Annotated in this window: 12 protein-coding genes; 8 read left to right on the forward strand and 4 right to left on the reverse strand. The window is 71.3% G+C overall.

All coding sequences use genetic code 11. The features are described 5' to 3' along the window. Positions 1 to 153 precede the first annotated feature (153 nt). From ACFYZB_RS36195 to ACFYZB_RS36205, 3 genes are read right to left on the reverse strand one after another with little or no spacing between them, the layout of a single operon-like run. Positions 154 to 576 (reverse strand): arsenate reductase ArsC, encoded by a 423-nt coding sequence (locus ACFYZB_RS36195; protein WP_388765752.1) that lies wholly within the window; start codon positions 574 to 576, stop codon positions 154 to 156. 31 nt (positions 577 to 607) lie between these two features. Beyond that, positions 608 to 1,342: an aquaporin gene (locus tag ACFYZB_RS36200; protein WP_388765754.1), complete on the reverse strand. Its 735-nt coding sequence runs from the start codon at positions 1,340 to 1,342 to the stop codon at positions 608 to 610. After that, on the reverse strand, positions 1,339 to 1,710 hold the full coding sequence (locus tag ACFYZB_RS36205; protein ID WP_351208659.1) for a metalloregulator ArsR/SmtB family transcription factor: 372 nt from the start codon (positions 1,708 to 1,710) through the stop codon (positions 1,339 to 1,341). Before ACFYZB_RS36205 ends, ACFYZB_RS36200 begins: the two co-directional genes overlap by 4 nt. A 105-nt stretch (positions 1,711 to 1,815) precedes the next feature. On the opposite strand from ACFYZB_RS36205, the gene arsM reads away from it, so the two are divergent. The 8 genes from arsM to ACFYZB_RS36245 all read left to right on the forward strand — a co-directional run bounded on the left by arsM (position 1,816) and on the right by ACFYZB_RS36245 (position 12,244). Beyond that, positions 1,816 to 2,706: an arsenite methyltransferase gene (gene arsM / locus ACFYZB_RS36210; RefSeq protein WP_388765756.1), complete on the forward strand. Its 891-nt coding sequence runs from the start codon at positions 1,816 to 1,818 to the stop codon at positions 2,704 to 2,706. Positions 2,707 to 2,807: 101 nt separating this feature from the next. Continuing rightward, complete coding sequence (locus tag ACFYZB_RS36215; protein WP_388765758.1) at positions 2,808 to 3,683, forward strand: DUF2797 domain-containing protein; 876 nt, start codon at positions 2,808 to 2,810, stop codon at positions 3,681 to 3,683. Positions 3,684 to 3,956: 273 nt separating this feature from the next. Next, the gene (locus ACFYZB_RS36220) at positions 3,957 to 4,697 is read left to right on the forward strand and encodes a response regulator transcription factor (RefSeq protein WP_351208662.1); all 741 of its coding nucleotides are present in this window, start codon (positions 3,957 to 3,959) and stop codon (positions 4,695 to 4,697) included. Continuing rightward, positions 4,694 to 6,301: an ATP-binding protein gene (locus tag ACFYZB_RS36225; RefSeq protein ID WP_388765760.1), complete on the forward strand. Its 1,608-nt coding sequence runs from the start codon at positions 4,694 to 4,696 to the stop codon at positions 6,299 to 6,301. The genes ACFYZB_RS36220 and ACFYZB_RS36225 overlap by 4 nt, the downstream gene beginning before the upstream one ends. A gap of 14 nt (positions 6,302 to 6,315) precedes the next feature. Then, entirely contained in the window at positions 6,316 to 7,758 is a 1,443-nt protein-coding gene (locus tag ACFYZB_RS36230; RefSeq protein WP_388765762.1) for a glycosyltransferase, read from the forward strand. Next, positions 7,755 to 9,950: a glycosyltransferase family 39 protein gene (locus ACFYZB_RS36235; RefSeq protein WP_388765765.1), complete on the forward strand. Its 2,196-nt coding sequence runs from the start codon at positions 7,755 to 7,757 to the stop codon at positions 9,948 to 9,950. The genes ACFYZB_RS36230 and ACFYZB_RS36235 overlap by 4 nt, the downstream gene beginning before the upstream one ends. A 66-nt stretch (positions 9,951 to 10,016) precedes the next feature. Continuing rightward, positions 10,017 to 11,423, forward strand: coding sequence for an MFS transporter (locus tag ACFYZB_RS36240; RefSeq protein WP_388765767.1), 1,407 nt, complete (start codon positions 10,017 to 10,019; stop codon positions 11,421 to 11,423). A gap of 59 nt (positions 11,424 to 11,482) precedes the next feature. Further along, positions 11,483 to 12,244: a TetR/AcrR family transcriptional regulator gene (locus ACFYZB_RS36245; protein WP_388765770.1), complete on the forward strand. Its 762-nt coding sequence runs from the start codon at positions 11,483 to 11,485 to the stop codon at positions 12,242 to 12,244. A 6-nt stretch (positions 12,245 to 12,250) separates the two neighbouring features. On the opposite strand, the gene ACFYZB_RS36250 is transcribed toward ACFYZB_RS36245, so the two are convergent. Next, complete coding sequence (locus tag ACFYZB_RS36250; RefSeq protein WP_388765771.1) at positions 12,251 to 12,721, reverse strand: PPOX class F420-dependent oxidoreductase; 471 nt, start codon at positions 12,719 to 12,721, stop codon at positions 12,251 to 12,253. Positions 12,722 to 12,728: the final 7 nt, after the last annotated feature.

Consider the following 12,728-nt stretch of genomic DNA (forward strand, 5'->3'; position numbering starts at 1 on the left):
GGCTGGACTGGTACAACTACCACCGACCCCACACCGGCATCGGCGGCCGAACACCAGCCAGCCGCGTCACCAACCTGTCCAGTCAGCACACCTAGAGCACCTCGATGACCTCGGCGGTGCGATCACCCGCGTGCGTCCCCCAACCGCAGTTCGTCATGCCGTCGTTGGGACGCCGAGTTCTGTGAGCAGGGCACGCACGCGCTGCTCGATCTCGTCCCGGATGGGCCGGACCGCGTCGACTCCTCGACCCGCCGGGTCGTCCAGCTGCCAGTCCAGGTACCGCTTGCCGGGAAAGACCGGGCAGGCATCCCCGCAGCCCATCGTGATCACCACGTCCGAGGACTGCACGGCCTCGGTGGTGAGGGTCTTCGGCTTCTGGGCGGAGATGTCGATGCCCACCTCGGCCATGGCCTTGACGACGGCCGGGTTGACCGCGTCGGCGGGGGCGGAGCCGGCCGAGCGGACGTCGACCTGGTCGCCGCCGAGGTGAGTGAGGTAGGCGGCGCCCATCTGGGAACGGCCGGCGTTGTGGACGCAGACGAACAGGACCGAGGGCCGCGCGGCGGGGGTGCTCATGGCGGGCGTCCTTCCAGGAGGGCGGAGGAGGTCAGGAGGAGGCGAGTTCGGGTTCGCCGTGCGGTGCGACGACCTGGTCCCCGGCGGGGGCAGGACGGCCGTACACCGTCAGGACGGCGCCCAGCCCGAGCACGGCTCCGGCCAGTTGCGCGGCGATGAACGGGGTGACGGAGGCGGGAGCGATGCCGGCGAAGGTGTCGGTGAAGGCCCGGCCGATGGTCACTGCCGGGTTCGCGAACGAGGTGGAGGAGGTGAACCAGTAGGCGGCCCCGATGTACGAGGCCACGGCCGTCGGCGCCAGGGATGTCCGGCCGACGCGGTCGAGGCCGAAGACCAGCAGGATCAGCCCGGCCGTGGCGACCGCCTCACCGAGCCACAGGTGAGGGGCGGACCGGTCGTGCGTGGACCACTCGACCAGCGGCCTGGCGAACATCGCGTCGGCCAGGATCGCTCCGCCGACGGCCCCGGCGATCTGCGCGGGCACATACGCGGCCACGTCCCGCAGGGAGAGGCCGTCGGCCCTGCGGCGGCCGGTGAACCAGGCGGCGAGGGTGACGGCCGGGTTCAAGTGTGCGCCGGAAACCGGCCCGAGCAGGGCGATCAGCACGCCCAGGCCGAAGACGGTGGCGAGGGAGTTGGCGAGCAGCTGCACGCCCACGTCGTGCGACAGCTCGGTGGCCTGGATGCCGGAACCGACCACCACCGTCACCAGCAGCCCGGTGCCGACGGCCTCAGCGGCGAGGCGTCGGCCCAAGGGGGCGCTCACGCGCCGGCTCCGGCAGTCCGCGGTGCGGTCAGGAATGCGGCAAGCCGGTCCAGGACGCCGGGCAGGACCCAGTAGTACACCCAGGTCCCGCGCCGTTCGCAGTCGATGAGTCCGGCCTGCCGGAGCAGCTTGAGGTGGTGGGAGATCGTCGGCTGGGACAGCTCGAAGGCCGGGGTCAGTTCGCACACACAGACCTCGCCCTCCCCGCGAGAGGCGATCATCGACATCAGCCGCAGCCGGACCGGGTCGCCCAGGGCCTTGAACACCTTCGCCAGGTCGGCCGCCTGGTTCTCGTCCAAGGGGGCGGCGGACAGTCCGGCGCAGCAGGTGTCGTCCTGGCCGATCACCTCAAGCTCTTGTTTCGACATGCCTCTATGTTGACGTTTTTCGATTCAGCGCGCAAGGTTTCATCAATGAACGTCAATACAAGCCGTTCCGGGGCATCGTCGTGCCCCGTCCTCTGGGGGCGAGCCATGAGCGAGCAGTCCACTGACCTGCGCGAAACCGTCCGTCAGCGCTACGCGGCGGCGGCCGTGAAGGTGACCGAGGGGGGCATCGCCTGCTGCGGGTCGCAGCGGGTCGAGGCCGACGAGAACTTCGGCTCGACCCGGTACGCCGCCGATCAGCGGGACGCCCTGCCCGCGGAGGCGGTCGCCGCGTCGCTCGGCTGCGGCAACCCGACCGCTGTCGCTGAACTGCGTGAGGGCGAACGCGTCCTCGACCTGGGGTCGGGCGGGGGCATCGATGTCCTCCTCTCCGCCCGCCGTGTCGGTCCCACCGGCACGGTGTACGGGGTGGACATGACCGACGAGATGCTCGCCCTGGCTCTGGCCAACGCCGAGAAGGCGGGTGCGACGAACGTGGAGTTCCTCAAGGGCACCATCGAGGCGATCCCGCTGCCGGCGAACACCATCGACGTGGTGATCTCGAACTGTGTGATCAACCTGTCCGTCGACAAGCCTGCCGTGTTCGCCGAGACCTTCCGGGTCCTGAAGCCCGGCGGTCGCATCGGCGTCTCGGACGTCGTCGCCGACGACACCCTCGGCCCCGAGCAGCGGGCCGAGCGCGGTGACCACGTCGGCTGCATCGCCGGGGCCCTGTCCTTCGCCGAGTACCGCCGGGGCCTCGAGGCGGCCGGCTTCACGGACGTCGAGATCACTCCCACCCACCCGGTCGCCGACGGCATGCACTCCGCGATCGTCCGCGCCGTGAAGCCCGCCGGCGCCCCCGAGACGGACGGCCCCGCCGCGGCGGCCGTCTGTTGCGGCGTGACCAGCTGTTGCACGCCCGACGAGCAGGTCACCGATCCGCCGACCACTGTCGCTGAGGCCAAGACCGCGAGCGGCTGCGGATGCCAGGACTGACACCGGCGCGGCGGCAGACGGCTGCCGAGGAACGTCGCCCGGCCCAGGCCGCTCCGCCGCCCGGAAGCCGTTGTCAGACCTGCCCCTTACCCTCACGAGTGATGGCACAGGTATGGAAATGCTCGGGACTGCGCTGGTCGCCGGAGGGTCCCGTGCTGGTGTGGGACGGCGGGCGGTGCAGTGCGCTGCCCCGGGGGAAGCGGGTCGGCTTCGCCGTGCCGGAAGGGGGCGTGCGGACGTGCGTGGGGGCGCGGGGGCATGCCTGTCCGGTGCGGGCCGTGGTGCCGGGGCGGAGTACGGGGGCCCGGTGCGAGGAGTGCGCGCGGCTGGACCGGGCGCACTCCGTGGCCGCCGACACGTTCGCCGACGACCCGCGGCCGTACCGGGTGTATCTCGCGTGGTTCGGCCCCGGCATGGTGAAGGTCGGGATCACCGCGGTCGAGCGGGGCTCGGCCCGGCTGCTGGAGCAGGGCGCCGTCTGTTTCAGCCGGCTCGGCACCGGCCCGCTGATGGCTGCCCGGCGCGCCGAGGAGCTGCTGCGGGCCGCGCTCCAGGTGCCGGACCGGATTCCGTACGCCGAGAAGCGCGCGGTGCGGTCGGCGTTGCCGGGGACCGAGGAGGAGCGTGCGGCTCAGGTGCGGGAGCTGCATGCGCGGGCCGTGGCGCTCAGCGGATGGCCCGATTCCCTGCGTCCGGAGCCCTGTGAAGTCATCGATCACATGGGTGTGTTCGGGCTCGCCGGCGTTCCGGTCGCCTTCGGGGAAGTCGTGGAGCTCGTCCCGGGTGGCGGTGTGAGTGGTGAGCTGGTCGCCGCAGCCGGGCCCGATCTGCATCTGGCGGTCGGCGGGCGTGGGGTGGTGGTGCTCGACACGCGGCTGATGACCGGCTGGGAGCTGGTGCCCCCTGCGGCTGAGGGGGCCGCTGGACTCAGCTTCCCCGTCCGGGAGTTCACACGACGGCCGGAGGGCCTGTTCTGAGGCTTCCGGGATTCCAGGGGGGGTGAGGCAAAGACTCGCATCCCGTACGGATCCCTTTCGGCAAGGGGCACGGACGCCGAACAGGGCCGCACCCGACCGTGGTTGACATGAGTGATCGAAGTACTTCCGGGACCTCGCCGGGGTCGAGCACGCGCGCGTCTTCGCGGGAGTGACCGTTTCCCAGGGGCCGCCTGAGAGGTGCCTGTGTGTTTCTCAGGAAAATCACAGATGGGGGAAAGCCTCTTCTCAGAGGACCCCGACAAGGTGTGCACCATGACCACGACCTCGCCCCAGGGGCGCACCGAACTGCTGAGGCCGGACGGGAGCCCCGTCCGAGTGCTTGTGGTGGACGACGAGCTGTCGATCACCGAACTGCTGAGCATGGCACTTCGTTACGAGGGCTGGCAGATCAGGAGTGCGGGGGACGGACAGGGAGCCATCCAGAGCGCCCGTGAGTTCCGGCCCGACGCCGTCGTGCTGGACATGATGCTGCCCGACATGGACGGGCTGACCGTCCTCGGGCGGCTGCGGCGCGAACTGCCGGACGTGCCCGTCCTCTTCCTGACCGCCAAGGACGCGGTGGAGGACCGTATCGCCGGGCTCACCGCCGGCGGCGACGACTACGTCACCAAGCCGTTCAGCCTGGAGGAGGTCGTGGCGCGGCTGCGGGGGCTCATCCGGAGGTCCGGGGCCGCCGACCGGCGGTCCGACTCCGTGCTCGTCGTCGGCGACCTGACGCTGGACGAGGACAGTCACGAGGTCAGCCGGGCCGGCGAGGGCATCCACCTCACCGCCACCGAGTTCGAGCTGCTGCGCTTCCTCATGCGCAACCCGCGGCGCGTGCTCAGCAAGGCGCAGATCCTGGACCGGGTGTGGTCGTACGACTTCGGCGGGCAGGCCAACGTCGTCGAGCTGTACATCTCCTATCTGCGGCGGAAGATCGACGCGGGGCGCGAGCCGATGATCCACACCAGGCGTGGGGCCGGTTACCTGATCAAGCCCGCCGTGTCGTGAGCGGGCGACGACGGCCGGGTCCGCGGAAGCGACGAGCGGGACAGCCGCGCACCCTGCGGGGGCGGCTCGTCGTCGCTTCCGTGGTGCTGATCGCCGTCGTGTGTGCGGTGATCGGGACGGTGACGACGCTGGCGCTGCGGACCCATCTGTACGGCCAGTTGGACGGGCAACTGCGTGAGGCCGCGGCGCGTGCGTCGGGCGTGCCGCCCGGCCCGGACAAGGACGTCGGCCTGCCCGGCCAGGGCATGCGACGGAACCCACGCCGCAAGGCGACCGACCTCAGCGAGTTCGTCCGGCACGGCCCCCAGCCCGGCGGCACGGTCGCGGCCACGGTCGTGGGCGGCTCCGTCACCGATGGCAAGGTCGGCAAGAAGTCCACGTCGACGTTCGACATGAGCGCCCAGGACCTCACCGCCGCCCAGAAGACCGCCCTCGGCGAGGTCGTCCGGGACGGCAATGCGCACAGCGCGGAGCTTCCGGGGCTCGGTACGTACCGCGTCCAGTACGAGAGCGGCTACTACGTCGCCCTCCCGACCACGGACGTCGACGGCACCATCAGTACCCTCATCCTCGTCGAGATCAGCGTCACCGCCGCCGGTCTCATCGCCGCCACCCTCGCGGGGACCGTGATCGTCGGCGTGGCCACCCGCCCCCTCCGCAAGGTCGCCGCCACCGCCACCCGGGTCTCCGAACTCCCGCTGCACACCGGCGAGGTGAACCTCAGTGAGCGGGTTCCGGAGTCCGAGTGCGATCCGCACACCGAGGTCGGCCAGGTCGGCGCCGCGCTCAACCGGATGCTGGACCATGTGCACGGCGCCCTGCACGCCCGGCAGCAGAGCGAGATGCGGGTACGGCAGTTCGTCGCCGACGCCAGTCATGAGCTGAGGACTCCGCTCGCCTCCATCCGCGGGTACGCGGAACTCACCCGACGCGGGCGGGAGCAGGTAGGGCCCGACACCCGGCACGCGCTCGGCCGGATCGAGTCGGAGGCGGGCCGGATGACCCTCCTCGTCGAGGATCTCCTCCTCCTCGCCCGGCTCGACGCGGGCCGGCCGCTCCAGTTCGAGCAGACCGATCTGATCCCGCTCGTCGTGGACACCATCAGCGACTCCCGTGCGGCCGGGACGGACCACAACTGGCGGCTGGACCTGCCCGACGAGCCCGCGCTCGTGTCGGCGGACGCGGCACGGATCCAGCAGGTGCTGGTCAACCTGCTCGGCAACGCGCGCAAGCACACCCCGCCCGGTACGACCGTCACCGCGCGCGTGCAGCGGCGCGGGCCGTGGATGTGCGTCGACGTCGAGGACAACGGGCCGGGCATCCCGCCGGAGCTGCTCCCGCACGTCTTCGAGCGATTCGCCCGGGGGGACTCCGCCCGCTCCCGCGCCACCGGATCCACGGGCCTCGGCCTCGCCATCGTGCAGGCCGTCGCGGCCGCGCACGGCGGTGCCGTCACCGTCGACAGCGTTCCTGGCCGGACCGTGTTCACCGTGCACCTGCCGGCCCTCACCCCCGCCGTCCCGCAGCCCGCGCCCGAAACCAACCGGCAATCGCACTCACAGGCACAGCACAGTGCCACCACATGGGTGCAACAGGGCACTTGAGTTGAGTCGGTTCCATGCGAACCGACTCTTCTCCCGGCACCCTGCCGGCGCGGGAGCACCTCCCGGCCGGCGACGCCGGTACGCCTGTCCTGGACGTAGTGATCCCCGTCCACAACGAGGAGAAGGACCTCCAGCCGTGCGTCCGCAGACTGCACGAGCACCTCACGCGCACCTTCCCGTACGCCTTCCGCATCACGATCGCGGACAACGCGTCCACGGACACCACCCCGCAGGTGGCCGCGCGGCTGGCGGCGGAGATCCCCGAGGTCACCAACTTCCGCCTGGAGCAGAAGGGCCGCGGACGGGCCCTCAGGGCCGTGTGGTCCGCGTCCGAGGCGCCGATCCTCGCCTACATGGACGTCGACCTGTCCACCGACCTCAACGCCCTGCTGCCGCTGGTGGCGCCGCTGATCTCCGGTCACTCGGACCTCGCGATCGGCTCGCGGCTGACCCGCACCTCCCGGGTCGTGCGCGGTCCCAAGCGGGAGTTCATCAGCCGGGCCTACAACCTGATCCTGCGCGGCTCGCTCCAGGCGCGCTTCTCCGACGCCCAGTGCGGATTCAAGGCCATCCGGCGCGACGTGGCGCAGGTGCTGCTGCCGCTGGTGGAGGACACCGGCTGGTTCTTCGACACCGAGGTGCTGGTGCTCGCCGAGCGCGCGGGGCTCAGGATCCACGAGGTGCCGGTCGACTGGGTCGACGACCCGGACTCCACCGTGCACATCGTGAAGACCGCGACCGACGACCTCAAGGGCGTGTGGCGGGTCGGCAGGGCGCTGGCCACCGGGTCGCTCCCGCTGGACCGGCTCACCCGGCCCTTCGGCGACGACCCGCGTGACCGCGAGCTGACCAACGTCCCCACGGGGCTGGCCCGTCAGCTCGTCGGTTTCTGTGTCGTCGGAGGCCTGTCGACCCTCTTCTACCTCCTGCTCTACAGCGTCTTCCGGCAGTTCTCCGGCTCCCAGACCGCCAACGCGCTCGCGCTGCTGGTCTCGGCGGTCGCCAACACGGCCGCCAACCGCCGGCTCACCTTCGGGGTGCGCGGCCGGGGCGGCGCCGTACGGCACCAGGCACAGGGCCTGGTCGTCTTCGGCATCGGTCTCGCACTGACCAGCGGCTCCCTGGCCGCCCTGAACGCGGCCGGCTCCAGCCCGGCGCACTCCACCGAACTGGCGGTGCTCATCGCCGCCAACCTCGCCGCGACCGTGCTGCGGTTCCTGCTCTTCCGTGCCTGGGTGTTCCCGGACCGCGACGACTCCGGCACCGGCACCGGCCCGACGGCGGTCGCCCCGTCGTACGGCACGACCCCGCCGTACGGCACGAACGCTCCGTACGCGCCGCTGCCCCAGCGCCCGGTGCGGCACCCGTCGTACGAGCCGTACCAGACCCAGACGGACGCCACCATGCGGCTGCAGCCGGTGCGCCCGCACGACACCGACCCGGGGGATGCCCGATGACCACGCAGCACGACCAGCAGAGCGGTACGGCCGTGTGGGGGCCGCCCCCCACCGCTCCCCCGCAGCCGCACCGGGCCGGCGAAGCCAAGCAGCCGTTCCCGCGCAGACTGTGGCGCGGCCGGCCCGAGGACCCGCGCTGGGTGCGCCCGGCCTTCCTCGGCCTGCTGGCCGCCACCCTCCTGCTCTACCTGTACGACCTCAGCGCCTCCGGTTACGCCAACTCCTTCTACTCGGCGGCCGTACAGGCGGGCAGCAGGTCCTGGAAGGCGTTCTTCTTCGGCTCGCTGGACGCGGGCAACGCCATCACCGTCGACAAGCCGTCGGCCTTCATGTGGCCGATGGAGCTGTCGGTCCGGATCTTCGGCCTGAACTCCTGGGCGATCCTCACACCCGAGGTCCTCATGGGCGTCGGCACGGTGGCGGTCGTCTACGCGGGAGTACGGCGCCGGTTCAGCCCGGTGGCGGGTCTGGTCGCGGGCGCGGTGCTCGCGCTCACCCCGGTCGCCGCGCTGATGTTCCGGTTCGACAACCCGGACGCGATGCTGGCCCTGCTGATGGCGCTGGCCTGCTACTTCGTCGTACGGGCGGTGGAGGACGGCCGGACGAGGTGGCTGGTCTCGGCCGGGGCGGCGATCGGCTTCGCCTTCCTCGCCAAGACGCTGCAGGCCGTCCTGATCCTGCCGCCGCTGGCGATCGTCTACGCCGTCTGCGGGCCGGTGAAGCTGAGGAAGCGGCTCGGCCAACTGGCCCTTGCCGCGACCGCGTTGGTCGTCGCCGGCGGCTGGTGGGTGGCGATCGTCGAACTGTGGCCGGCCTCCTCCCGCCCCTACATCGGCGGTTCGCAGAACAACAGCTTCCTGGAGCTGACCTTCGGCTACAACGGCCTCGGCCGCATCAACGGCGACGAGACCGGCAGCGTCGGCGGCGGGGGCGGCGGCAACGGCTCCGGCCGCTGGGGTGCGACCGGCTGGGACCGGATGTTCGGCTCCGAGATCGGCAGCCAGATCTCCTGGCTGCTCCCGGCCGCGCTGATCCTGCTGGTCGCGGGCCTGTGGGCGACCCGGAAGCTGCGCCGTACGTCCGTGACGCGGGCCTCGTTCCTGGTGTGGGGCGGCTCGCTGCTGATCACCATGGCGGTCTTCAGCTACATGGCGGGCATCTTCCACCAGTACTACACGGTGGCGCTCGCGCCCTACCTCGCCGCCGTCGTCGGCATGGGCGCCGGGCTGCTGTGGGAGCGGCGGGGGGAGACCTGGGCGTCGATCACCCTCGCCGCGTCCGTGGTGGCGGCGGCTGTCTGGGGTTACGTCCTGCTCAACCGCACCTCGGCCTATCTCCCCTGGCTGAAGTGGCTGGTGCTGATCGGCGGTACGGCGGCCGCGCTGGGCCTGGTCTTCGCCGGCCGTATCTCCCGGCGGCTGGCTCTCGGGGCGGCGGCGGTGGGCCTGGTGGCCGCGCTCGCCGGTCCGACGGCGTACACCCTGAGCACGGTGGACTCCGCGCACACCGGCTCCATCCCGACGGCGGGCCCGGCGGGCGCGAGCATGATGGGCTTCGGCGGCGGCCGGGGGCCCGGAGGCGGCAACGGCGGCATGCGCGGCGGCTTCGGCGGTGCGATGCCGGGCCGGCAGGGTCAGCAGGGCAAGCAGGGCCAGGGCCAGCAGGGCCGGCAGAACGGCAACGGCTTCCCCGGTGGCGGTGGCTTCGGCGGTGGCATGCCGGGCCAGCAGGGCCAGAGCAGCCAGGGCCGGACCGGCAACGGCTTCCCCGGCGGCGGTCCGATGGGCGAGGGCGGTCGTATGGGCGGTGGCGTCGGCGGTCTGCTGAACGGCGCGAACGTGTCCTCCGCCGCGAAGAAGCTGCTGGCGGCGGACGCCTCGAAGTACACCTGGGTCGCCGCGTCCATCGGGTCCCAGAACGCGGCCGGCTATCAGCTCGCCACCGGTGACCCGGTGATGGCGATCGGCGGCTTCAACGGCACCGACCCGTCCCCGACCTTGGCGCAGTTCAAGAAGTACGTCGCGGAAGGGAAGATCCACTACTTCATCTCCGGCGGAGGCATGGGCGCAGGCATGGGCGGCAGCAGCAGCGGTGCGTCGTCCCAGATCAGCTCGTGGGTCCAGAGCACCTTCAAGAAGGTCACGGTCGGTTCGGCCACCTTCTACGACCTCACCCGGAAGAAGAGCGGCTGACCAGCCGAATTCGGTTGGCGGGAAAAGTGTCGTACACCGTATAGGAACCCCTATACGGTGTACGACATGTCCGTGTCCCAGGCTTCTCCGCCCCAGACCTCCCAAGGCCACCCCCAGCGCTGGCTGATCCTCGGCGTCATCTGTCTCGCCCAGCTCACCGTGCTGCTCGACAACACCGTCCTGAACGTGGCCATCCCCTCGCTCACCCGCGAGCTGCACGCGGCCACCTCGGACATCCAGTGGATGATCAACGCCTACTCCCTGGTGCAGTCCGGGCTGCTGCTCACCGCGGGCAGCGCCGCCGACCGCTACGGCCGCAAGAAGATGCTCATCGCGGGGCTCGCCCTGTTCGGCACCGGCTCGCTGGTGGCCGGACTCGCCGGGTCCACCGGCCAGTTGATCGCCGCGCGGGCCGGGATGGGCATCGGCGGCGCCCTGCTGGTGACCACCACGCTGGCGGTGGCCATGCAGATCTTCACCCCCGAGCAGCAGCCGAAGGCGATCGCGACCTGGAGCGCGGTCAACGCGCTGGGTTTCGCGGCCGGTCCGGTGATCGGCGGCTTCCTGCTCGACCACTTCTGGTGGGGCTCGATGTTCCTGGTCAACATCCCGGTCGCGGCACTCGCCCTGATCGCGGTCACGGCCCTCGTACCGGAGTCGAAGAACCCTCGCGGCGACCGCCCGGACCTGATCGGCGCGCTGCTGTCCACCATCGGCATGGCCTCGCTCGTCTACGCGGTCATCTCCGGCCCGCCGCACGGCTGGACCTCCCCGCGGGTGCTCGGTACGGCGGCCGTGGCGGTACTGGTCCTCGGTGCCTTCGTCCGGTGGGAGAGCCGGATCGCCGAGCCGATGCTCGACCCGCACTTCTTCCGGGACCGGCGGTTCACGGGCGCGGTCGCCGGCGCCGTGCTCATCATGTTCGGGATGGGCGGCGCGCTGTTCCTGCTGACCCAGCACCTGCAGTTCGTGCTCGGGTACGGGCCGCTGGAGGCGGGCCTGCGGACCGCTCCCCTCGCCCTGACCGTGGTGCTGCTCAACTTCACCGGCCTGTCCGCGAAGTGGTCCGGCCGGCTGGGCACGCCGGTGTCCATCGCGCTCGGGATGGCGCTGATGTCCTCCGGACTGGTGGCCATCGCGGTCGCCTCCGACGGTTACGCCGGGACGTTGCTCGGTCTGCTGCTGATCGGCGCGGGGTGCGCGGTGGCCAATCCGGCGATGGCGCACGCGATCATGAGCGCGATTCCTCCGGAGAGGGCGGGGGTGGGGGCCGGTGTCAACGGCACGCTTGCCGAGTTCGGGAACGGGCTCGGTGTCGCCGTTCTGGGGGCTGTGCTCAGCTCTTCCGTGGCGTCGGGGGATTCGTTGTCTTCTGCGCTCGGGGCCGGTCAGTCGGTGGGGGCGGTTGCTGTGCTGCTGGGCGGGTTTGTGGCAGCGGGGCTGTTGAAGCGGGCGGACCGGAAGGTTGCTTAAGAGCTCAGCCCCGCGCCCCTTAAGTTGGACCAGTGGGCGGAAATCAGAAAGGTGCGCCGGTGGTGAAGGACGCAGGTCGGTCGGCGCGAGCCAGCGTGTGGCTGGAGGACAAGGCCCGCCGTGGTGGCCGCAGTGGCGGGCAGCCCTCCGGGCTCGACCGGGCGCGGATCACCGACGCGTCCGTACGACTGCTGGACACCGAAGGCCTCGCGAAGTTCTCCATGCGGCGGCTGGCCGCGGAGCTGAACGTCACCGCAATGTCCCTGTACTGGTACGTCGACACCAAGGACGACCTGCTCGAACTCGCCCTGGACGCGGCCTTCGGCGAGCTGCGGCTGCCGGATCCGGACGCCGAGGGGGAGGACTGGCGCGAGCAGCTGCGCGGGCTGGCGGTCGAGTACCGGGCCCTGCTGGTGCGCCACCCCTGGCTGTCGCCGCTGGCGGGGCGCTACCTCAACATCGGCCCGAACTCGCTGGCCTTCTCCCGTGCCGTCCAGCGGGTCGTCCGCCGGGCGGGGCTGCCCGCGCACGGGGTGATGGGGGCGATCTCGGCGGTCTTCCAGTTCGTGTACGGCTTCGGCACGATCGAGGGCCACTTCTTCGCCAGGGTCGCGGACACCGGGCTGAGCCCCGACGAGTACTACGAACACGCCATGGCCCAGGTGACCGAGGCCCCGCGGACCGCGGAGGTCGTCGAGGAGTCGAAGGACCTCATGGCGGCCCGCGGCGGGGACACGGTCGGCGAGATGCTGGACCGGGACTTCGACTTCGCCCTGGAGCTGCTCATCGCCGGTATCGAGGCGATGGTCGGCCGGGGCTGAGCCCGGCTATCCCTCCTCCACCAGCCGCGCCGGAAACCCTCCGGTCGCCACCGGCCCCCACCGCTCGGGCGTCACCTGGATGATGGACTTCCCCTGCTTGACCATGGCCTCGCGGTATTCGTCCCAGTCGGGGTGTTCGCCGGCGATGTTGCGGTAGTACTCGACCAGCGGTTCCACCGAGTCGGGCGTGTCGATGACCTCGGCCGTGCCGTCGATCTGGACCCAGGGGCCGTTCCACTCGTCGCTCAGCACGACCAGGCTCACCCGGGCGTCCCGCTTGGCGTTACGGGTCTTGGCCCGCTCGGGGTAGGTGGAGACGACGATCCGCCCCGAGTCGTCGACCCCACAGGTCAGCGGGGAGGCCTGTGGCCCGCCGTCGGCACGGCGCGTGATGAGCAGGGCGCGATGGCGGGGCCGTACGAAAGCGAGCAACTCGTCCAGCGACACGCGGGTGTTGGTAGCGATGTTCGGTGCCATGCCAGCA

Origin of the sequence: Streptomyces sp. NPDC001852 (genome assembly GCF_042891825.1) — a bacterium.
In the GTDB taxonomy this organism is placed as follows: Bacteria; Actinomycetota; Actinomycetes; order Streptomycetales; family Streptomycetaceae; genus Streptomyces.